This is a genomic window from Georgenia muralis (genome assembly GCF_003814705.1).
GTDB lineage: Bacteria > Actinomycetota > Actinomycetes > Actinomycetales > Actinomycetaceae > Georgenia > Georgenia muralis.
In genome coordinates this window covers 2,346,835-2,368,294 of sequence record NZ_RKRA01000001.1, presented here as the reverse complement: position 1 = coordinate 2,368,294, position 21,460 = coordinate 2,346,835, and the positions used below count along the sequence as shown (strand labels likewise).

20 protein-coding genes are annotated in these 21,460 nt (G+C 74.8%); 5 read left to right on the top strand and 15 right to left on the bottom strand.

Translation table 11 applies throughout. The annotated features are described in order from the left end of the window. Positions 1-14: 14 nt before the first annotated feature. Complete coding sequence (locus EDD32_RS10585; protein WP_123917324.1) at positions 15-1,706, top strand: phospho-sugar mutase; 1,692 nt, start codon at positions 15-17, stop codon at positions 1,704-1,706. A gap of 1 nt (position 1,707) precedes the next feature. Here EDD32_RS10585 and EDD32_RS10580 read toward each other — a convergent pair whose 3' ends face one another. The 14 genes from EDD32_RS10580 to EDD32_RS10510 all read right to left on the bottom strand — a co-directional run bounded on the left by EDD32_RS10580 (position 1,708) and on the right by EDD32_RS10510 (position 16,524). Continuing rightward, entirely contained in the window at positions 1,708-3,168 is a 1,461-nt protein-coding gene (locus EDD32_RS10580) for a nitronate monooxygenase (RefSeq protein ID WP_246006082.1), read from the bottom strand. Positions 3,169-3,291: 123 nt separating this feature from the next. Continuing rightward, complete coding sequence (fabI, locus tag EDD32_RS10575) at positions 3,292-4,059, bottom strand: enoyl-ACP reductase FabI (RefSeq protein ID WP_123917322.1); 768 nt, start codon at positions 4,057-4,059, stop codon at positions 3,292-3,294. A gap of 71 nt (positions 4,060-4,130) precedes the next feature. Then, positions 4,131-4,790, bottom strand: coding sequence for a deoxyribose-phosphate aldolase (gene deoC, locus EDD32_RS10570; protein ID WP_123917320.1), 660 nt, complete (start codon positions 4,788-4,790; stop codon positions 4,131-4,133). An 82-nt stretch (positions 4,791-4,872) separates the two neighbouring features. Next, positions 4,873-5,097, bottom strand: a complete 225-nt coding sequence (locus tag EDD32_RS10565) for a hypothetical protein (protein WP_123917318.1) — start codon at positions 5,095-5,097, stop codon at positions 4,873-4,875. Next, positions 5,094-6,110: a hypothetical protein gene (locus EDD32_RS10560; RefSeq protein WP_170175265.1), complete on the bottom strand. Its 1,017-nt coding sequence runs from the start codon at positions 6,108-6,110 to the stop codon at positions 5,094-5,096. The genes EDD32_RS10565 and EDD32_RS10560 overlap by 4 nt, the downstream gene beginning before the upstream one ends. Next, on the bottom strand, positions 6,110-7,399 hold the full coding sequence (locus EDD32_RS10550) for a thymidine phosphorylase (protein WP_123917312.1): 1,290 nt from the start codon (positions 7,397-7,399) through the stop codon (positions 6,110-6,112). Before EDD32_RS10550 ends, EDD32_RS10560 begins: the two co-directional genes overlap by 1 nt. A gap of 60 nt (positions 7,400-7,459) precedes the next feature. Then, positions 7,460-7,861, bottom strand: a complete 402-nt coding sequence (locus tag EDD32_RS10545; RefSeq protein WP_123920460.1) for a cytidine deaminase — start codon at positions 7,859-7,861, stop codon at positions 7,460-7,462. Positions 7,862-7,872: 11 nt separating this feature from the next. Further along, positions 7,873-9,159: an ABC transporter permease gene (locus EDD32_RS10540; RefSeq protein ID WP_123917310.1), complete on the bottom strand. Its 1,287-nt coding sequence runs from the start codon at positions 9,157-9,159 to the stop codon at positions 7,873-7,875. Further along, positions 9,156-10,466 carry an ABC transporter permease gene (locus EDD32_RS10535; protein ID WP_123917308.1) on the bottom strand — a complete coding sequence of 437 codons (1,311 nt, stop codon included), beginning with the start codon at positions 10,464-10,466 and terminating at the stop codon, positions 9,156-9,158. The genes EDD32_RS10540 and EDD32_RS10535 overlap by 4 nt, the downstream gene beginning before the upstream one ends. Further along, entirely contained in the window at positions 10,463-12,043 is a 1,581-nt protein-coding gene (locus EDD32_RS10530) for an ABC transporter ATP-binding protein (RefSeq protein WP_123917306.1), read from the bottom strand. Before EDD32_RS10530 ends, EDD32_RS10535 begins: the two co-directional genes overlap by 4 nt. Before the next feature lie 134 nt (positions 12,044-12,177). Further along, positions 12,178-13,302 carry a BMP family lipoprotein gene (locus EDD32_RS10525; protein WP_123917304.1) on the bottom strand — a complete coding sequence of 375 codons (1,125 nt, stop codon included), beginning with the start codon at positions 13,300-13,302 and terminating at the stop codon, positions 12,178-12,180. Positions 13,303-13,524: 222 nt separating this feature from the next. Continuing rightward, entirely contained in the window at positions 13,525-14,784 is a 1,260-nt protein-coding gene (locus EDD32_RS10520; RefSeq protein ID WP_123917302.1) for an amidohydrolase, read from the bottom strand. 33 nt (positions 14,785-14,817) lie between these two features. Further along, positions 14,818-15,918 carry a mannose-1-phosphate guanylyltransferase gene (locus EDD32_RS10515; protein WP_123917300.1) on the bottom strand — a complete coding sequence of 367 codons (1,101 nt, stop codon included), beginning with the start codon at positions 15,916-15,918 and terminating at the stop codon, positions 14,818-14,820. Positions 15,919-15,948: 30 nt separating this feature from the next. Then, the gene (locus tag EDD32_RS10510) at positions 15,949-16,524 is read right to left on the bottom strand and encodes a 2'-5' RNA ligase family protein (RefSeq protein WP_123917298.1); all 576 of its coding nucleotides are present in this window, start codon (positions 16,522-16,524) and stop codon (positions 15,949-15,951) included. Between the two features lie 150 nt (positions 16,525-16,674). Here EDD32_RS10510 and EDD32_RS10505 point away from each other — a divergent pair, with 150 nt between their 5' ends. The 4 genes from EDD32_RS10505 to EDD32_RS10490 are packed head-to-tail and all read left to right on the top strand — an operon-like array spanning position 16,675 to position 20,377. Then, on the top strand, positions 16,675-17,499 hold the full coding sequence (locus EDD32_RS10505; protein WP_123917296.1) for a DeoR/GlpR family DNA-binding transcription regulator: 825 nt from the start codon (positions 16,675-16,677) through the stop codon (positions 17,497-17,499). Positions 17,500-17,504: 5 nt separating this feature from the next. Beyond that, on the top strand, positions 17,505-18,734 hold the full coding sequence (gene galT, locus EDD32_RS10500; protein ID WP_123917294.1) for a galactose-1-phosphate uridylyltransferase: 1,230 nt from the start codon (positions 17,505-17,507) through the stop codon (positions 18,732-18,734). Further along, positions 18,731-20,017 carry a galactokinase gene (gene galK, locus EDD32_RS10495; RefSeq protein WP_123917292.1) on the top strand — a complete coding sequence of 429 codons (1,287 nt, stop codon included), beginning with the start codon at positions 18,731-18,733 and terminating at the stop codon, positions 20,015-20,017. The genes galT and galK overlap by 4 nt, the downstream gene beginning before the upstream one ends. Positions 20,018-20,020: 3 nt before the next feature. Further along, positions 20,021-20,377 (top strand): TraR/DksA family transcriptional regulator, encoded by a 357-nt coding sequence (locus EDD32_RS10490; RefSeq protein WP_211338796.1) that lies wholly within the window; start codon positions 20,021-20,023, stop codon positions 20,375-20,377. A gap of 159 nt (positions 20,378-20,536) precedes the next feature. Here EDD32_RS10490 and EDD32_RS10485 read toward each other — a convergent pair whose 3' ends face one another. Further along, positions 20,537-21,352, bottom strand: coding sequence for an exodeoxyribonuclease III (locus EDD32_RS10485; protein WP_123917290.1), 816 nt, complete (start codon positions 21,350-21,352; stop codon positions 20,537-20,539). Positions 21,353-21,460 lie beyond the last annotated feature (108 nt).

Genomic DNA, 21,460 nt, shown 5'->3' with positions numbered 1-21,460 from the left:
AGAGGAGCACCAGCGTGAACGTCACCCCCGAGCAGGTCCGAGCGTGGGTCGAGGCCGACCCGGACCCGGCGACCCGGCGCGAGCTCACGGACCTGCTCGAGCGCGCCACGGGCGGCTCGGCCGAGGCCGCGGCCGACCTGGACGACCGGTTCTCCGGACCGCTGGAGTTCGGCACGGCCGGGCTGCGCGGTGAGATCGGCGCCGGTCCGCACCGGATGAACCGCGCCGTCGTCAGCCGCGCCGCGGCGGGGCTCAGCGCCTACCTGGCCGAGCAGGTCGGCGCAGGCTTCCGGGTGGTCGTGGGCTACGACGCCCGCCACGGCTCGGCCGAGTTCGCCGTCGACACCGCCGCGGTGGTCACCGCCGCCGGGGGCACCGCCCTGCTCCTGCCCGGGCCGCTACCCACGCCGGTGCTCGCGTTCGCGGTGCGCCACCTCGGCACCGACGCCGGGGTCATGGTCACCGCCTCCCACAACCCGCCGCGCGACAACGGCTACAAGGTCTACCTCGGGGGCCGCGCCGCCACCGGTGCCGGGCAGGGCGTCCAGATCGTCCCGCCCGCCGACGGCCAGATCGCCGCCCGCATCGCCGCGGCGCCGCCGGCCCTGGAGGTGCCCCGGGCCGAGAGCGGCTGGGAGGTGCTCGGCCCACAGGTGCACGAGGCCTACCTCGCCCGGGCCGCCTCGCTCGTCCCCGCCGGGCACACCCGCGGCCTGCGCATCGTCCTGACCTCGATGCACGGGGTCGGCTCGCGCACCACCCTCGAGGCGCTCGCCCGCGCCGGGTTCACCGACGTCCACCCCGTACCCGAGCAGGCCGAGCCCGACCCGGACTTCCCCACCGTCGCCTTCCCCAACCCCGAGGAGCCCGGCGCCCTCGACCTCGCCGTCGCCCTGGCCGGGCGGGTCGGGGCCGACGTCGTCCTGGCCACCGACCCCGACGCCGACCGGTGCACGATGGCGGTGCCCGACGACTCGGTCGCGGGCGGGTGGCGCCAGCTCACCGGCGACGAGATCGGCTCCCTCCTGGGCGAGCAGAGCGCGGCGGTCGCCGCGCTGGGCGGTCACGGCGTGCTCGCCAGCTCCGTGGTCTCCTCCCGCCAGCTGGCCCGCATCGCGGCCGCGCACGGCCTCGAGCACCGCACGACCCTGACAGGGTTCAAGTGGATCGCCCGCACCGAAGGCCTGGTGTTCGGCTACGAGGAGGCGATCGGCTTCTGCGTGGACCCGGCCGCCGTGCGCGACAAGGACGGCATCACCGCCGCCGTGCGCCTGGCCTACCTCGTCGCCCAGCTGCGCGACCACGGCGAGGACGTGCCGGGTGCTCTGGACGACCTGGCGCGCCGGCACGGTCTGCACCTGAGCGACCAGCTCTCCTTCCGCGTGGCCGACCTCGGCCTCATCGCCGGCGCCATGGCGAGGCTGCGGGCCGGGGCCCCCGCCGCGCTCGCGGGCTCGCCGGTCGTGACCGCCACCGACCTGGCGGAGGGCTCGGCCGAGCTGCCCGCGACGGACGCGCTGCTCTACCTCACCGCCGCCGGGGACCGGGTGATCGTCCGCCCGTCCGGGACGGAGCCGAAGCTCAAGTGCTACCTCGAGGTGGTGAGCGAGGTGCGCGCCGGGACCGACGTCGTGCTCGCGCGCCGGGACGCGCGGGAGCGGATGGCCCTCCTGCGGGCCGACGTGGCGGCCGCGGTCGGCCTCTGACTCACGGTCGGCCCAGGAGGTACTCGACGGCGCGGGCCGCGCTCCACCCGGACGGCTCGGCCGCGACGAGCGCGGCCGCCCCGTCGAGGTCGGTACCCAGGGTCACCAGGGAGTCCTCCTGGTAGCCGTCGCGGCGGGTCTGGCCGAGGCCGACGTCGGCGAGGAGCGCGTTGCACAGGCACTTGCGCCCGACCGTGTCCTCCGCCGAGCCGCCCTTGCCGACGTAGAGGTCCACCGGCTCGGCCGGGCAGCGGTAGCCGAGGGAGCCGGGCTCGCGCTCGTAGGGCACCCGGAGGTGGCTCACGTCGCACAGACGCGGCCGGGCCTCGTAGACCGTCGGCTCGGACAGCGTGCCGGGCAGCGAGACGACCTTGAACGGGAAGCTCGTGGGCGAGGCGTGCGGGTCGGTACGCACCTCGAGCCGGTCCTCGGCGAGGGCCGCGAGCATCTCCTCGCGGAGCGCGGGCCGCAGCCCGGACTCCGCCGAGAGCGCGAAGATCGAGCCGACCTGGACCCCCGCGGCGCCGGCGGCCCTGGCCCGGGCCACGAGCTCGGGCGAGCTGTAACCCCCGGCGAGCCAGAACGGCAGTCCCACGGCGGCGATCCTGGCCAGGTCCGCATCGTCGCGGGGCCCGAAGACCGGCTGTCCGTCGTCGTCGAGCACGAGCCGCCCCCGCGGCGGGGCGTTGTGGCCGCCCGCACGCGGCCCCTCGACGACGAAGCCGTCGGGTCGCGTCGCGTCCTCCCGCGCCAGGTGGGTGGCGAGCACGTGCGCGGAGATGATCGCCAGGAAACGCGGTCGCCGCAGCGGCTCCAGCCCGCCCCCGGTCAGCGCCTGGGGGTCCAGGCCGACGGAGTACCGCCGGCTGGCGCCCTCGACGTGCAGGGCGATCGACGCGGGCTCGTGCCGCGCCAGGGCATCGAGCAGGCGAGGGATCTCGGTGGGGATCCCCGCCCCCATGAGCACGTAGTCCACGCCCGCGAGCATCGCCCCGTACGCGGCACTCGGCGTGGCCATCCGGATCTTCTCGAGGAAGTTGATGCCGACGACGCCGTCGTGGCCCTCCTTCGCGAGCCACACCTCGGCGAAGTTGGCCGCCACCGACAGCTCGAGGGCACTCGTGCTCGGTCGGGCGCTGACCTTCGGCACCGGGACGTAGGGCCGTCCCGGGGCACGGCCGCCGGGCCGGTAGTGCCTGGCGAGGACCCGCTCGGCGACGTCCGGCACCGGGAGGTGCGCCAGAGCCCGGCGCAGGTGGCCGCCGTCGTCGCCGTCCTGCAGCCGGCGGGCGACCACCACGTCGAGGGCGGTGCCCGAGACCACACCCAGCTGGCCGGTGCGCGAGACCGCGCGGGCCAGCCGCCAGGAGGACACCGCCACCCCCATGCCGCCCTGGATGATCGTGGGCAGGGTGGGGCGGGGCCCATGCGGGGCAGCGCCGTCGTCCGGTTGCACGACCATGAGGGACTCTCCGAAACCTACGGCACCGTAACTTCTGTCCCGGTCAGTGTGCGGGGCGGGAGGTCACCGGCCCCCGGGACCTTGGTCCGGGCAGGAGGAGAACCCCAGGTCAGCGGCGAGGCGTCAGACGCCCATGGCGTGCACGCCGCCGTCGACGTGGACGATCTCCCCCGTGGTCGCCGGGAACCAGTCGGAGAGCAGGGCCGCGACGGCGCGGGCCGTCGGCTCGGCGTCGGCGACGTCCCAGCCCAGCGGGGCGCGCGCGTCCCAGCCGCCCTCGAGGGTCTCGAAGCCGGGGATCGACGTCGCGGCCTTGGTGCGCACGGGCCCGGCGGAGACCAGGTTGACGCGGATGCCGGCCGGGCCGAGGTCCCGGGCGAGGTAGCGGGCGGTGGACTCCAGGGCCGCCTTGGCCACGCCCATCCAGTCGTAGACGGGCCAGGCGACCGTCGCGTCGAGGGTCAGCCCGACGATCGACGAGCCCCGCCCGAGCAGCGGCTGCGCGGCGGCGGCCAGCGCCTTGAGCGAGAAGGCCGAGACCTGGAGCGCCGTCGCCACGTCCGGCCACTGCGCCGCGAGGAAGTTGCCGCCGAGCACCGACTGCGGCGCGAAGCCGATGGAGTGCACGACGCCGTCCAGGTGGTCGGTGTGCTCCCCCGTCCGGGCGGCGAGCGCTGCGAGGTCGGCGTCGGAGGTGACGTCGAGCTCGACCACCGGGGCGGCGGCCGGCAGTCGCCGGGCGATCGCCTGGGTGAGCCGGAGCTGGCGTCCGAAGGACGTCAGGACGACGTCGGCGCCCTGCTCCTGCGCGAGCCGCGCCACGTGGAAGGCGATCGAGCCCTCCGTGAGCACTCCGGTGACGAGCAGGGTCTTGCCGTCCAGCAGGGCCAAGGCAGTTCCGTCCTGTCGGCGCCGAGCCGTCGGCTCGTCGTGGTCCGGGGTGGTCGGGGAGCCGGGCGGGCTCAGTCGGGGAGCCCGTCGAGGACGGCACCGGTCCCGGACAGGCCCAGCCGCGTCGCCCCCGCGGCGATCATCTCCAGCGCCGCCTCGGTGGTGCGGATGCCCCCGGAGGCCTTGACACCCAGGCGTCCGCCCACCGTGCGGGCCATGAGCGCCACCGCGTGCGCGCTGGCGCCGCCGGCGGGGTGGAACCCGGTGGAGGTCTTGACGAAGTCGGCGCCGGCGGCCTCCGCCGCCTCGCACACCGCGACGACCTGGTCGTCGCCCAGCGCCGCGGACTCGATGATGACCTTGAGGACGACCGGAGCGGGCGCGGCGGCACGGACGGCGGCGATCTCGCCGCGCACGTCGTCGTAGCGGCCCGTCGTGGCCAGGGAGAGGTTGACGACCATGTCGATCTCGTCGGCGCCGTCGGCGACCGAGCGGGCGGCCTCCGCGGCCTTGACGTCGGCGTGGTGGGCGCCGGAGGGGAAGCCGCACACGGTCGCGACCTTGACCTCCCCGGTGCCGGTGAGCGGCAGCATGCTGGGCGAGACGCACACCGAGTAGACCCCGAGCTCGCGGGCCTGCGCCACGAGCGCGGCGACGTCCTGCTCCGTGGCCTCGGGCTTGAGCAGGGTGTGGTCGACCATGCGGGCGACCTCGGTGCGGGTGGGGCTCATCGTCTCTCCTTCGGTGCGGGCGCGTGCCCGGTGCTGGCCGGGCCGCCCTCGACTGGCGGCCCGGCGGACCAGCCTAGTCCGGTCAGTACTCGGCGGTCTCCGCGGCGTCGCTCTCCTCGTCCTCATGGACGGGCACCTCGATGAGCTGCTCCGCCACGTCGGCGGGCTCCGCCTCCCGGGTCGGCTCGTCGACCTCGACCTCCGGGGCGTACTCCTCCGGGGCGCGGGCCGGGTCGGTGTCGACGACGTGCTCCTGGCCGTCGATGTCCGGGTCGTGCTCGACGTCGTCGGCGCGCTCGGTGCTCATGACTCCTCCTCGGCTCGGTGGGATCCTGCACGTCCACCCTGGCCCGCGGTGTCGGCGGGCGCAAGGTCGGCGGACCCACCCGCCGCCGCGGCGCCGTCCGTGGTCGGGAGCACCACCCACGAGACGTGCGTCCAGCCGCCGAGGGCACGCGAGGGCTCGGTGCGGCCGAGGAGCTCGGCGACGAGGACCCGGTAGACGCGCGCGCTGGAGGGCTCGTAGAGGTGCAGGACGGGGCGGCCGTGCTCGTCGTGCCCGCGGCCGGGCCCGGGCGGGGGCGGGACGGCCAGGACGACGTGGCGCGGCACCGCGGTCGCCGGCCCGCCGCCCAGGTCTCCCCCGGTGTACAGCGGGACGGGGATCCCGGCCACGGTCGCGGCGTGCGCACGGGCGAGCAGCACGGCCGCCCGCGCCGAGGTGTCGTCCAGGGGGCGGCCGCGGTACCGCACGCCGGGGAAGCGGGCCTCGCGCGCGGCGGTCCACGGCGGTGTGCCGTAGGAGGCGGGCCAGGACAGCTTGCCGAGCGCCCGGGCCGAGGTCCGCTCCTTGATCCGCACCTGGGCGGCGCCGACCCGGCGCGCCGCGGCGCCGGGGCCCAGCGGTCCGGTGAGCAGGGCGGGCGGGATCTCCGGCGGCACCCGGTGCGGGGCGAGCCCGTCCGGCAGCCGGCCGTCCTCGAGCCACGTCGCCAGGGCGGGGTCCCCGGTGGCGGCGAGCATGAGCAGGACGGCCGAGCCGCAGGTCGTCGGGTCGACCTGCCGGACGGGCGCACCGCCGAGGGTGACGGGCACGCCGTCACGGGCCGCCGAGCCGACCGGCGAGCCGGTCGGGCCGGACCCGCCACCGGACCGGGCCGTCGGGCCGGCGGCGCCGAGCCGCGTGGCGGCGCTGATCGCCGTGGCGGCGCCGACGGCCGTGGCGACGCCGGGCGCGCCCACGCCCGTGTCCGCGTCGCCGAACGCCGTCAGCCGCGCCAGGACGGTGCCGAGGGAGAGCCGTCGCCAGCCGGCCGGCATCAGCCGGCCACCCGCCCCAGGACGATGCCGTGCGGGCGCGGGGTCTCCTGGGCGGAGACGGTGACCCCACCCTCGAGCGCCTCCTGCGCGCGGGCGAAGCGCTCGGGGGTGTCGGTGTGCAGCGTCATGAGCGGCTGCCCGGCGCGGACCCGGTCACCGGGCTTGGCGTGCAGCTCGATGCCCGCGCCGGCCTGGACCGGGTCCTCCTTGCGGGCGCGTCCGGCGCCGAGCCGCCACGAGGCGACGCCGACGGCGTACGCGTCGAGCACGGTGACCACGCCGTCGCGGTCGGCGAGGACCTGCTCGGTGTGCCGGGCGACCGGCAGGGCGGCGTCCGGGTCGCCGTCCTGGGCGGCGATCATGCGGCGCCACACGTCCATCGCCCGGCCGTCGGCCAGGGCCGCGGCGGGGTCGGCGTCGCGGCGCCCGGCGGCGTCGAGCATCTCCCGGGCGAGGGCGACGGTGAGCTCGACGACGTCGGCCGGGCCGCCGCCGGCGAGCACCTCCACCGACTCGCGGACCTCGAGGGCGTTGCCGACCGTGAGCCCGAGGGGGGTCGACATGTCGGTGAGCAGAGCGACGGTGCGGACCCCCGCGTCGGTGCCGAGCTCGACCATGGTCTGGGCGAGCTCACCGGCGCGGTGACGGTCCTTCATGAACGCCCCGGTGCCGACCTTGACGTCCAGGACCAGCGAGCCCGTCCCCTCGGCGATCTTCTTGCTCATGATCGACGAGGCGATCAGCGGGATCGACTCGACGGTGGCGCTGGTGTCGCGCAGGGCGTAGAGCTTCTTGTCGGCGGGCGCCAGGCCGGAGCCGGCGGCGCAGATGACCGCGCCGACGTCGCCGAGCTGAGCGAGGATCTCCTCGTTGCTCAGACCCGCGCGCCAGCCGGGGATCGCCTCGAGCTTGTCCAGGGTGCCGCCGGTGTGGCCCAGCCCGCGCCCGGACAGCTGGGGCACCGCGACGCCGAAGACGGCCACGAGCGGTGCCAGCGGCAGGGTGATCTTGTCCCCGACGCCACCGGTGGAGTGCTTGTCCGCGGTGGGGCGGTCGAGGCCGGAGAAGTCCATCCGCTCGCCCGAGCGGATCATCGCCTCGGTCCAGCGGGAGATCTCGGCGCGTTCCATGCCGTTGAGGAAGATGGCCATGGCGAGGGCGCTCATCTGCTCGTCGGCCACGACCCCGCGGGTGTAGGCGTCGACGACCCAGTCGATCTGGGCGGGGCTGAGGCGGGCGCCGTCACGCTTGGCGCGGATGACGTCGACGGCGTCGAAGGCTTCGGTCATGCGTCTCTCCTCGGTCGGGCGCTGGCGGTCGGGGTGGGCACCGCGGGGCGGTGCCTTCGCTCATGGTGCGCGCAGGTCATCGGGGCCGAAGGCCTCGGGCAGCACCTCGGACATCGGCCGGATCCCGCCCGGCAGCTCGACGAGGAGGTCGGGGCCGCCGTGCTCCCAGAGGAGCTGGCGGCACCGCCCGCACGGCGCGAGGGGGCGGCCCTGCGCGCCGACGCACGTGAAGGCCACGAGCCGGCCCCCGCCCGTGCGGACGAGGTCGGAGACGAGCCCGCACTCGGCGCACAGGGTGACCCCGTACCCCGCGTTCTCCACGTTGCAGCCCGAGACGGTCCGGCCGTCGTCGACGAGCGCCGCGGCGCCGACCGGGAAGCCGGAGTAGGGCGCGTAGGCACGGTCCATGGCCTCGCGCGCCAGCTCACGCAGCGACTCCCAGGTCCCCTCGTCCACGCCCATGCCTGCCCCGCTCACTTGATGTAGGGGATGTTCTCGGCGGCCGGTGCGCGCACGCGTCCCACGAGGCCGGCGACGGCGAAGATCGTCACGGCGTAGGGCAGCATGAGGAGGAACTCCGACGGCACGTTCGAGCCGATCGTGGACAGCACGTTCCCCAGGTTCTTGGAGAAGCCGAAGAGCAGCGCCGCGGCCACCGCACCGACGGGGTTCCAGCGGCCCAGGATCATCGCGGCGAGGGCGATGAAGCCCTGGCCGGCGGACATCTCCTTGCCGAAGGCCAGGCCGGAGCCGACCGTGAAGAAGGCGCCGCCGAGACCGGCGATGGCGCCGCCGAGGATCGTGTTGACCACGCGGGTGCGGTTGACCTTGATCCCGACGGTGTCGGCGGCCTTGGGGTGCTCGCCCACCGAGCGCATCCGCAGGCCCCACCGGCTGCGGAAGATGAAGACCTGGAGGACGATCACCGCGGCGTACATGAGGTAGACCAGCAGGGTCTGGCGGAAGAGCACCGGTCCGATGACCGGGATCTCGCTGAGCAGCGGGACGGGCAAGGTGGGCAGGCGCTGCGCGGCGTTCCAGGTGGCCTTGTTCTCGGTGAGCACCGTGGAGAACAGGAAGCTCGTCAGGCCGATGACGAGGACGTTGAGGACCACACCGACGATGATCTGGTCCACCCAGTACTTCACCGCGAAGAACGCCAGGATCGCCCCGACGGCGGCGCCCGCCAGCGGCGCCGCCACGAGGCCGAGGTAGGCGCTGGCGGTGAGCGAGGCGACGACGGCGCCGAGGAAGGCACCGGCGAGGAGCTGTCCCTCGATGGCGATGTTGACGATGCCCGAGCGCTCGCACACCACCCCCGAGAGGGCACCGAAGACCAGCGGGACCGACAGCGCCAGCGCCCCGGAGAGCAGGGTGGTGACGGGGATGACCGTCGCCCGTCCCGCGCCCACCCAGGTGAGGAACGCCAGGACGAACGCGATCCCGAAGACGATCGGCACCCAGGTGGGGATCCTGTGCCGGCCGGCCGTCGCCCGGACCGCGTAGGCGGTCAGCGCGAGCATGACGACGGACAGGACGATGTTCGTGGCCGTGAGCGGGACCGTGAAGTTGGGGATCGTCCACAGGTCTCCCCCGCGGGAGATCTGGTAGTTGGTCTCCCGGCCACCCTCGGGCAGCAGGGTGAAGAAGACCAGGGCGACCAGGGCGAGGACGCCGTAGATCAGCGGCCAGCGCCAGCTGATCGGGGCCAGGACGGTGCGCTGCTGCGCGCCGGCCGGCGCGGTGGCGACGGCGGTCATGCTGCGGCCTCCTTCACGGCCGCCGGGGCGGGCCGGCGGCGGGGGCGGGCGCCCGGTGCGGGCAGGCGGAAGATCGCGCGCACCAGCGGCGGGGCCGCGATGAGCAGGACGATGACGGACTGGACGACGAGGATGATGTCGATCGGCGTCGCGGTGGTCGACTGCATGAGGAAGCCGCCGGCCTTGAGCGCCCCGAACAGCAGCCCGGCGACGAAGGTCCCCACCGGGCGGGAGCGGCCCAGCAGCGCCACGGTGATGGCGTCGAAGCCGTAGCTCGCCGCCACCCCGGCGGTCAGCGCCTTCTCCGTGCCGAGCACGATCGAGGAGCCCGCGAGGCCGGCGAGGACGCCGGAGATGACCATCGTGGTGACGATGACGCGGTTGACCGAGATGCCCGCGGTCCGGGCCGCGGACGGGTTGGCCCCCGCGGCGCGGATCTCGAAGCCGAGCGTGGAGCGCTCGAGGAGCCACCAGACGAAGGCGGTCGCCGCGATCGCCAGCAGGAAGCCGGCGTGGAGGCGGAACGAGGGCCCCAGCAGCAGCGGGAAGGTCGCCGAGTCCGTGGGGATGGGCGGGGACTTCGGGAACGGCGAGCCGGGCAGCTGGAACGCCGTGGTGGTGAGCAGGTACGCGACGAGGTAGACCGCGATGTTGTTGAGCATGATCGTCACGATGACCTCGTTGGCCCCGGTCCGGGCCTTGAGGACGCCGGCGATCGCCGCCCACAGCCCGCCGCCGAGGGCGGCGCCGACGACGGCGAGGGTCACGTGGAGCACGGGGGGCAGGTCGAAGGTGAAGCCGATGAACGATCCGAAGATGGCGCCGAGGATGATCTGACCCTGGGCACCGATGTTGAACAGGCCGGCCCGGAAGCCCACCGCCAGGCCGAGCCCGGCGAGGATGAGCGGGATCGAGAAGACGAGCGTCTCGGTGATGGGCCGGAACATCCGCGCCGCCGTGGTGGCCTCGAAGTCGAAGATCGCCCCGCGGAACATGGCCCGGTAGGCGCCGTAGACGGCGTCCCACGCCGCGCCGATGAAGTCGCCGGGACGGGCGAAGAGGTAGCCGGCGGTCTCCTGGACGCGCGGGTCGGCCAGGGCGATCAGCACCCCACCGATGACGAGGGCGGCTACGACCGCCAGGAGCGAGACGAGCCAGGACCCCGAGAGCAGGTCCTTGACGAAGCTCTGCGTGCGGGTCCGCCCGGCGGCCGGCGCCCCCTCGGGCGCCGGCTTCTGCTCACCCTGGGCGACGACGTCGCCGGGCTGGGCCGGCGGCTGGGGGTGGTCGTGGACCGGGTCGCTCACAGCGTTCCCTCCTGGGTGGTGGCGGCGTCGGCCCCGCCCGTGGTCGTGTGGTGCTCGGCCGCCTGGGCCCGGGCCTCCTCGAGCGGGACCCCGGCCATCATCAGGCCCAGGACGTCCCGGTCGGTGTCGCCGTCGACGATGCCGACGACCCGGCCGCGGTACATCACGGCGATCCGGTCCGCCAGGACGAGGACCTCGTCGAGCTCGGTGGAGACGATGATCACCGGGGTGCCGTTGTCGCGCTCGGTGACGATGCGCTTGTGCATGAACTCGATGGAGCCGACGTCCAGCCCGCGGGTGGGCTGGGAGGCGACGAGCAGCCGCAGGGGCCGGGACATCTCACGGGCGATGACGACCTTCTGCTGGTTCCCGCCGGACAGCGTCGAGATGGGGTCGTCGACGGAGGTCAGCCGGATGTCGAACTCCTGGGAGCGCTGCTCCGCGCTGCTGCGCACACGTGCGGGGTTCATCGCCAGGCCCTTCGCGAAGGGCTCGGTGTCGTAGAGGTCGAGGACGAGGTTCTCCGCCACCGAGAAGCTGGCGATGATGCCGTCGGTGGAGCGGTCCTCGGGGACGAAGCCGATACCGGCGCGCAGACGCTCCTTGACGCCGTCGCCGGCGAGGTCCTGCCCGTCGAGGCTGATGGTCCCGGCGACCGAGGGGTTCAGGCCGAGGATGGTCTCGGTGAGCTCGGTCTGGCCGTTCCCCTGCACGCCGGCGACGGCGAGGATCTCGCCACGGCGCACCCCGAAGGAGATGTCGTCGACCGCGGGCTTGCCCGCCGCGTCGAGCACGGTGAGGCCCTCGACGACGAAGGACTCCTCGCCGGGCGCGGCCACGGCCTTGTCGACGCCGAGGTTGACCGAGCGGCCGACCATCATCGACGCCAGCTCGGTCTCGGTGGAGGTGGGGCTCGCCTCGCCGACGACCTTGCCGCGGCGGATGACGGTGATGCGGTCCGCGACGGCGCGGACCTCGCGGAGCTTGTGGGTGATGAAGACGATCGAGGTGCCGTTCTCCTTGAGCTGGCGCATGATCGCGATGAGCTCGTCGGTCTCCTGCGGGGTGAGCACGGCGGTGGGCTCGTCGAGGATGAGGACCTTGGCGTCGCGCGAGAGCGCCTTGATGATCTCCACGCGCTGCTGGGCGCCGACGGGGAGGTCCTCGATCGTCGCGTCGGGGTCGACGTCGAACCCGAAGCGGTCGGAGATCTCCTTGACGCGGCGGCGCGCCTCGGCGGCGTTGATGAGGCCGGCGGCACCGGTGGGCTCGTACCCGAGCACGACGGACTCAGCGACGGTGAAGACCGGGACGAGCATGAAGTGCTGGTGGACCATGCCGATGCCCGCGGCGACGGCGTCACCCGGTCCGGCGAAGGTCACGGGGGCGTCGTCGAGGAGGATCTGGCCGTCGTCGGGGGTGTACAGGCCGTAGAGCACGTTCATGAGCGTGCTCTTCCCGGCGCCGTTCTCGCCGAGGAGGGCGTGGATCTCCCCGGGCTGGACCACGAGGTCGATGTGGTCGTTGGCCACGAGGGGGCCGAAGACCTTGGTGATGCCGCGGAGCTCAAGCTTCACGTCGGAGGACTCCATCCGTCACGGTGCGCGGGAGGGGACGCGCGATGGGGGGTGCGGCCGGGAGGGACACGCTACCCGCTGGTGACGACTGACGGCCCGGCCCCCGAGGGCCGGGCCGTCAGTCGTCCATCAGGTCACGGGGCGTTGGGCGTCTCCACCGTGAGCTCACCGGAGATGATCTGCTCCTGCAGGGCCGTCACGGCGTCCTTGAGCTCCTGCGGGACCTCGGCGTCGAAGTCGTGGAACGGGGCCAGGCCCACGCCCTCGTTCTCCAGGGTGCCGACGTAGGGCTCGGCCGAGAAGCCGCCGGTCGAGGACTGCTCGACCGTGTCGTAGACGGCCTGACCGATCTGCTTGACGACCGAGGTCAGGGTGATGGCGCCGTACTCGGTCGACTCGTACCAGTCGGAGTCCACACCGACGATCTTCACGCCGTCCGCCGCCTCGGCGGCCGCGGCGGCACCCAGGCCGACCGGGCCGGCGACGGGCATGATGATGTCCGCACCCTGGGCGATGAACTGCTCGGTGAGGGTCTGGCCGGCGGCCTGGTTCTCGAAGTCGCCGGAGAAGGAGCCGGTCTGGCCTTCCTTGTCCCAGCCGAGGAGCTGGACGTCGGTGCCGTTGTCCTCGTTGTACTTCGCGACGCCGTCGGCGAAGCCGTCCATGAAGATCGCGACGGACGGGATCTGCATGCCGCCGAAGGTGGCGACGGTGCCGGTCTCGGTGACGCCGGCCGCGACGTAGCCGGCGAGGTAGGACGCCTCGGCGGTGTTGAAGAGGATCGGCTTGGCGTTCTCGAGCTCGACGGGGGCGAAGTCCGGGCCGGAGAAGGCGGAGTCGATGAGCGCGAAGTTCGCGTCGGGGTTCGCCTCGGCGGCCGCCTGGACCGGGTCCTCGAGGAGGAAGCCGACACCGATGGTGAGGTCGCAGCCCTGCTGGACCATGGAGTCGACGTTCGGGCCGTAGTCGCTGTCGGACTGCGACTCGGCGTCGGCCATCTCGATGCCGAGCTCCTCGACGGCCATCTCCATGCCCTCGAAGGCGGACTGGTTGAAGGACTGGTCGTCCCAGCCACCCTGGTCGGAGACCAGGCAGGCGAGGTAGTCCTCGGCGGCGGCACCCTCGGTGGCCTCGGCGGTCTCCTCGCCGCCCGTGGTCTCGGACCCGGCGGGGGTCTCCTCCTCGGGGGCAGCGCCGCAGGCGGCGAGCGCCAGGGCGGCCGTGGTGGCCAGCGCCGTCGCGTAGATGCTCTTCTTCACGCGTCTTCTCCTGCTGTGAGATGCCGCGGACCTGCTGGGCGGGTGCCGCTGGAGGGTCGGCGTGCCCAGCCAGATCCGTTCTCGGCGGGTATCGCCCCCGAGACTAGCCGCCGGGAGGGGGTGTCCCACGCCACATCGTGAGATGTGCGGCGAAACGTTACCGATCTGTGCTGCGCCGGTAACGCCGGGCACACAGGGCGGTGCCGCCCGGGCCGGTCCGGTTCAGAGCTGCCCGTGCACCCGCGACGGGAGCCCATCCGGCTCGTCCACGGCGGTGGCGCCGGCGAGGACCGCCGCACGGGCCAGGACCTGGGCGCCGAGGCCGAGCGCACGTTCGTCGAAGACGATGTCGCCCCGGTGGAGGTCGAAGGACGGTCCACCGGGGGTGCGGGTGCCCAGCCGCACGAGCGCACCGGGGATGCGGGTGAGGTACCAGGCGAAGTCCTCACCGCCGAGGGACTGCTCCGCGAGCACCACGGCGTCCGGGCCGAGGACGTCCTTGGCGGCCGCGTCGACGGTCCGCACCGCCCGCTCCTCGTTCACCACGGGCGGGATGCCGCGCACGTAGTTGACGTCGACCTCGACGCCGTAGGGTCCCAGGATCTGCGGGATCGCGTCCTGGATGACCTTGGCGGCCCGCTGCCACGCCCGGCCGTCGAGGCAGCGCAGCGTCCCGGTGATCGTGCCGCTGGCCGGGATCGCGTTGGACGCCCGGCCGGCGTGGACGGCGCCCCACGTGAGGTTGACCCCGGCCCGCGGGTCCATCCGCCGGCCGAGGACCGCCGGCAGGGAGGTGATGAGCTCGCCCAGCGCGAAGACGACGTCCCCGGTCAGGTGCGGGCGGGAGGTGTGCCCGCCCTCGGCCTGGACGGTGACGGTGACGGTGTCCGACGCCGCGGTGATGGGACCGATCCGCGAGCCGACGAGGCCGACGTCGAGCTTGGGGTCGCAGTGCAGGGCGTAGATCTGCTCCACCCCGTCGAGCACCCCCTCCCCCATGGCCCGCTCGGCGCCGCCGGGCTGGACCTCCTCCGCCGGCTGGAAGATGCAGCGCACCCCCACCGGCAGCTCGCCGGCGTCGTCGAGCGCCTTGAGCGTCAGCGCCGCACCGAGGAGGGCGACGGTGTGGAGGTCGTGGCCGCAGGCGTGGGCGAAGCCGTCCTTCTCCGACGCGAAGGGCAGCCCGGTGGTCTCCTGCAGCGGCAGGGCGTCGAGGTCGGCCCGCAGTGCGATGCGGCGCCGGCCCCGCCCCCGCGGGTCGGCCCCGATGTTGACCATGAGGCCGGTGCCCTCGAACAGGCGCGGCACCAGCCCGGCTGCGCGGAGGCGCTCGGCCACCAGCGCGGTCGTCTCGTGCTCCATCCACGCCGGCTCGGGGTGGGCGTGGACGCGGCGGCGCAGCGCGACGAGCTCGTCCTCGAGCCCGGCCACGACGGCGGTGATGCGTCGGGCGGTCTCGGAGCGGGCGGTCGCGGTGTGCACGCTCCGACCCTATCGCCGCGTCGGCGCACGGCCTCAGAGGAGCTCGGTGCGGCCCTGCGCGGTGAGCCGGTCGACGACGCCCTTGACCCGTTGGGCGTGCTCCCTGGTGGTGACCAGCAACGCGTCCGGGGTGTCCACCACGACCGCGCCGGGGATGCCGAGGACAGCCACGGTCCGCCCGGCGGGGACCACGAGGGCGCCGTCCGAGGCCTCGGTGATGACCAGCCCGGCGTCACCGAGCACCGCGCCGTCGCCCGCGAGGATCGACGCGAGGGAGGCGAAGTCACCGACGTCGTCCCAGCCCATCGCGGCCGGGACGACGGCGACGCCGCCGCGGGCGGCGACCGGCTCGGCGATGGCGTGGTCGATCGCGATCTTCTCCAGCCCCGGCCAGACCCGCCCGAGGACCTCGGCCCGGGCCGGGCCGTCCCACGCGTCGGCGATCTCGGCCAGACCGGCGGCCAGCTCGGGGCGCTGCTCGGCGAGGTGGTCGAGCAGGACCTGGGCCCGCACGACGAACATGCCCGCGTTCCACCGGTACTCCCCCGTGGCGAGGTAGCGCTCGGCGGTGGCGGCGTCGGGCTTCTCGGTGAAGCCGCGCACCACCCGCGCGGTCGGCGCCGGCGCGCCGCCGAGGTCGACGGGGTCCCCGGCGCGGACGTAGCCGAACGCCGTGGAGGGGTGGTCCGCCTCGATCCCGATGGTGACGAGGTAGCCGGCGCGGGCCACCTCGGCCGCCTCCCGCACGGCCCGCTCGAAGGCGGTCCCGTCCGCGATGACGTGGTCGGCAGCGAACGAGCCCACGACGACGTCGCCGTGCCGGCGCTGCAGGACCGCCGCGGCCAGGCCGATGGCCGCCATGGAGTCGCGGGGGGCCGGCTCGGCCAGGAGGTCGGCCTCGCCCAGGTCGGGCAGCTGGCGGTGGACCTCCTCGGCGTGCACCGCACCGGTGACGACGACGGTGCCGCCCGGGCCGGTGAGCGGGGCGAGGCGGTCGAGGGTCTGCTGGAGCAGGGTGCGGCCGGCGCCGGTGAGGTCCAGAAGGAACTTCGGCGCCGCGCGCCGGGACAGGGGCCACAGCCGGGTACCGGCGCCGCCGGCCGGCACGATCGCGTGGAGGACGGGCTCGGTCATAGCAGGCACCCTAGCGGCGCCAGCGCGTGGTCAGCCGACCCGGTCCGCGGTGGCCGCGTGGACCGACGTGCCCGTCAGCGGCAGCCGCGCGACGGTGCGCCACACCCCGTCCTCGCCGTGCTCGTACAGCCGCATGCTGCCCTGGGCGTAGGTGGCCTCGAAGTCCTCCACGAGCAGGTGCGCCCGGTCGAGGGTGTCCTCGTCGAGGTCGTGGGCCACCGTGACGTGGGGGTGGTAGGGGAAGCGCAGCTCCTGGGCGAGCGGCCCGCTGCGGACGAGGGACTCCAGCGCGGCGCACCGCTCGGCACCGCGGCTCACCTTGACGAAGACCACCGGGCTGACGGGCCGGAAGGTGCCGGCGCCCTCGAGGGCGACGACGAACGGGGCTTCCGCCGCCGCGATCGCGGCGAGGTGGGCGACGACGTCGGGCAGGTGGTCCCGCTCGACCACGGTCGGCGGCAGCAGCGTGATGTGCGGGGGGATGGCGTGGGCGAGGGGGTCGCCCACGCGGGCCCGGACCGCCTGCACGAGGGTGCCGTAGGGGGCCGGGACCTGCAGGGCGACGCCGATGCGCACCTGGTCGCCGGACCGCTCGGGAAGGTGCACGCCTACCGGCTCCCGGGGTGGCGGCCGTGGGCTGCGCGGGACGAGGTGGGCACGTCCCCATCCTGGCACCTCCCCGGACCGCCCGGGAACACGCAGGCCCGATCTGTTCGGCCGTGTTCGTTCGTGTTCGGTCAGGGTATGCTCGCTGTCATGGAACGTGAGGGAACCGCCCCCCTCTTCGCGCGGCAGCGCCAGGAGTTCATCCTCGAGCAGGTCGCCCGGCACGGGGCCGTCCGGGTGGCGGAGGTCGTCGAGGCGCTCGGCGTCTCGGAGATGACCGTGCGCCGCGACATCACCGAGCTCGTCTCGCGCGGCCTGGTCGACCGGGTCCACGGCGGCGCGGTGGCCACGGCGGGCGCCGCGGAGGAGCCGCTCTTCGGCACCAAGGTGGGTCAGCACCCCGGGGAGAAGGCGGCCATCGGGCGCCGCGCCGCCTCGCTGGTCCGCCCGGGCGACTCCGTCGCCCTGACCGGCGGCACGACCACCCTCGCCGTGGCGCAGGCCCTGGCCGCCCTGCCGCACGTGGGGACCCTCACGGTGGTGACGAACTCCCTGCCCGCCGCACAGGTCCTCCACGACGAGGCAGAGCGCGCCCGCGCCGACTCCCGCCCCGCACCCACGGTGCTGCTCACCGGCGGTGAGCGCACCCGCTCCGACGCCCTGGTCGGTCCGCTCGCGGTCGACACGCTGCGACGGATGCGGGTGGAGTGGGCGTTCCTCGGGGCGCACGGGTTCGACCCCGCCACAGGCCTCATGACCCCCAACCTCGCCGAGGGCGCCACCAACGAGGCGATGGTGGGCGCCGCCCGGACCCCCGTCGCCGTGGTCGACGCCTCGAAGTGGGGCGTGATCGGCCTGCGCACCTTCTGCTCCGTGCACGAGCTGGCGGTGCTCGTCACCGACGAGCCCCCCGGGCCCGCGACCGTCACGGCCGCGGAGGAGCACGGCATCGTCCTCGAGATCACCCAGGAGTGAGACCCATGACCGCACCAGACCGCGCCACGGTCCGCCGCACCAGCACCCGCCTGGCCGACGGACGAGAGCTCATCTACTTCGACGACTCCGAGCCCTACGTCTCCGGCGGCGCCACCCGCCGCCTGGACGACCCCCGACCGCTGTCGGACCGGTTCGCGCCGGTCACGGGTGAGGACGGGGTGCCGCGGCCGGTGACCGGACCGGAGATGCGCTACGACGTCCTCACCGGCGAGTGGGTGCCGATGGCGGCGCACCGGATGAACCGCACGCACCTGCCCCCCGCCGACGCCAACCCCCTCGCCCCGGCCCGTCCCGGCGCGGCCTACTCCGACGGGGAGATCCCGGACACCGACTACGACGTCGTCGTGTTCGAGAACCGCTTCCCCTCCCTCATGGCCGTCCCCGGGGTCGAGGACGTCGTCGACCACGTCGACGGCGAGGAGCTGTGGCCCACCCGCCCGGCGGCGGGCCGGTGCGAGGTCATCTGCTTCTCGCCCGACTCCACCGCCTCCCTCGCCGGCGTCGGTCGTCGTCGGATGCGCACGGTCATCGAGGCGTGGGCGGACCGCACCGCGGAGCTCTCCGCCCTGCCCGGGATCGAGCAGGTGTTCTGCTTCGAGAACCGCGGCCGGGAGATCGGCGTGACGCTGCACCACCCCCACGGCCAGATCTACGCCTACCCCTACCTCACCCCGCGCACCGCGACGATGCTGCGCCAGGCCCGGGCCCACCGCGAGCGCACCGGGCGCAACCTCCTGCGCGACGTCCTCGACGCCGAGCTCCACTCCGGACGGCGCGTGGTGGCCGAGTCCGAGCACTGGGCGGCCTACGTCCCCGCGGCGGCGCGCTGGCCCGTCGAGGTCCACCTCGCCCCCCGGCGCGACGTGCCGGACCTGCCGGCCCTCACCGACGCCGAGTGTGACGACCTCGCCGAGATCTACCTGCGCCTGCTCCAGGGCGGGGACCGGTTCTTCGTGGTCCCGCCCGGCGAGGAGGACTCCGGCGGACCCATCCACCTGCCCTACATCGCGGCGTGGCACCAGGCACCGGTCCGCGAGGGCCGCGACGACCTGCGCCTGCACCTGCAGCTCTTCTCGGTCCTGCGCGCCCCCGGCAAGCTCAAGTACCTCGCCGGCTCGGAGTCGGGCATGGGCGCGTGGATCTCCGACACCACCCCCGAGCGCATCGCCGACCGGCTGCGCGAGGTCGTCCCGGCCGGGGCGGGGCCGGCGTGAGCGCGCTGCTGCCGGCGTGGACCGACGCCGAGGGGGCAGCGCGGGTGCGTGCGCTCTTCGCCGACGCGCTCGGCGGGGAGCCGGACGGGGTGTGGGCGGCCCCGGGCCGGGTCAACCTCATCGGGGAGCACACCGACTACAACGACGGGCTGTGCCTGCCGCTCGCGCTGCCGCACCGCACCTTCGTCGCGCTGCGCGCCCGGCCGGACCGCACCGCCCGGCTCGTCAGCGCCCAGGAGGGCGCGGCGTCGGGCGCCGCAGGGGGACGGCGAGCCGTGCGCGAGGTCGACCTCGACGGCGTCGCGCCGGCCGGGTCCGCGGGCGCCGTCGACGGCTGGCCCGCCTACCCCGCCGGGGTGGCCTGGGCCCTGGCGGGCGACGGGCACCCCGTCCCCGGGTTCGACGTCGCCGTCGACTCGTGCGTGCCCTACGGCGCCGGTCTGAGCTCCTCCGCCGCGATCGAGTGCGCCGTCGCGGTCGCGCTGGACGGGGTCGGCGGACTCGGTCTCGCCGGGCCGGACGACGACGCCGGACGGGCCCGGCTCGCCGCGGCCTGCGTCCGCGCGGAGAACGAGGTCGCGGGCGCCCCCACCGGCGGCATGGACCAGGCGGCGTCGCTGCGCTGCCGGTCCGGGCACGCCCTGCTCCTGGACACCTCCGACGGCTCCGTCACACAGATCCCGTTCGACCTGGCGGCGGCCGGGCTCGCCCTGCTCGTGGTGGACACCCGGGCCGAGCACCGGCTCGTGGACGGCCAGTACGCCCGCCGCCGGGAGGTCTGCGAGAGCGCCGCGGCGGCCCTGGGGGTCGCCTCGCTGCGGGTGGTGGCCGACGCGCTGGCGGCGGGCACGACGACCCTGACGGAGGTCCTCGACCGGCTCGCCGACGACGAGCAGCGCCGGCGCGTGCGGCACGTGGTCACCGAGATCGAGCGGGTCCGCGCGCTGGTCGACGTGCTCTCGGCGGCGCCGGGGGCCGCCCTGACGGGGACGGCCCTGGCGGAGGCCGGGGCCCTCCTCGACGGCTCCCACGCCTCCCTGGCCGAGGACTACGAGGTCTCCTGCGACGAGCTCGACCTGGCCGTGACGGCCGCCCGGGCCGCCGGCGCGCACGGGGCCCGGATGACCGGCGGGGGTTTCGGCGGCTCGGCCATCGCCCTGGTGGACGCGGCCTCCGCCGCCGAGGTGGCCGACGCCGTCGAGCGTGCCTTCGCCGCCGCCGGGTTCGCCCGGCCGGAGTTCCTCGTCGCCGAGCCGGCCGGCGCGGCCGCACCCGTGGGCTAGCGCGTGTCGGGGCAGGACGAGGCACGCGAGCGGCTGACGGCGCTGCGGGCGGCGACCACCGCCCGTCTCGCCGCGCTGGACCGGTCCTTCGCCGACGTCGTGGCCGCTGCCGAGGGAGCGAACACCGACGACGAGCACGACCCGGAGGGCACCACCATCGGGTACGAGCGGGCCCAGGTGGTGGCCCTCACCGGGAGCGCGCGGCACACGCTCGGCGAGGTCGACGCCGCGCTGGACCGGCTCGAACACGGCACGTACGGCATCTGCGAGCGCTGCGGGAACCCGGTCGAGCCGGGCCGCCTGGAGGCACGGCCGACGGCGACGCACTGCGTCTCCTGCGCCCGGTCCGCCGCCCGCTGAGGCGCCGGGGCCCGGCGCGGAGGACGGGAACCTCGTGGTGGAGACCTCCACCCCCAGGGCGTCCCCGGCCGTGACCGGTCCGACGACGGGCCGGGCTGCGACCGCAGCCCGCTGGGCGCGCGGCCCTCGACGACGTACGTCCCTCCTGGCTGAGTGCGGCTAGAGGTCGTAGGTGGCGACCACGGGTGCGTGGTCCGAGAACCGCTGGTCGTAGGAGGCGGCCCGGTCGACGCCGGCGTCGACCGCCCGCTCCGCGAGCCCGTGGGTGGCGAGCTGGTAGTCGATGCGCCAGCCTGCGTCGTTGTCGAACGCCTTGCCCCGCCAGGACCACCACGTGTAGGGCCCGGGCACGTCCCCCGCGATCCGTCGCGCGACGTCGACGAGCCCGAGCTCGCCGGTCCACCGGTCGAGGTAGGCGATCTCGGCGTCGAGGGCGCCTGAGGTCTTGTTGTGGTTGCCCTTCCAGTTCTTGATGTCCCGCTCGCCGTGGGCGATGTTGACGTCGCCGGCGACGAGAAGGTCCCGCTCCCCCGCCGCGGCCTGGCCGGAGAGCTCGACGAGGCGGTGGGTCACCTTGTCCAGGTGGGCGAACTTGAGGTCCATCTTCTCCGTGCCGGCGGTGCCGGAGTGGATGTAGGCCGAGACGACGGTGAGGGGCCGCTCGCCGACCTCGAGGTCCATCTCCACCCAGCGGCCGGTGTCGACCTCGGGCTCGGGGGTGCCGTTGCCCAGCCCCACCCGCACCGCGGTGGCCGGGACGCGCGAGGCGACGGCGACCCCGGCCCGGCCCTTGGCGTCGCTCGCCTGGTGCGCGACGTGCCAGCCCTCACCGAGGTGCTCGGCGAGGGTCTGGTCGTCGGCCCGGACCTCCTGGAGGAGCAGGACGTCCGGGTTGCGGGCGGCGAGCCAGGCGGCCATGCCGCGACGGAAGGCGGCGCGGACGCCGTTGACGTTGACGGAGGCGACGGTGAGCACCGGGACATCCTCCCCGATCCCACCGACACCGCCGGACGCCGTCCGCCTCGCGGCGGCCCGACCACGGCCGGGCCGCCCCGGGGCGGCGCTCCGTCGTGCGCGCACGCC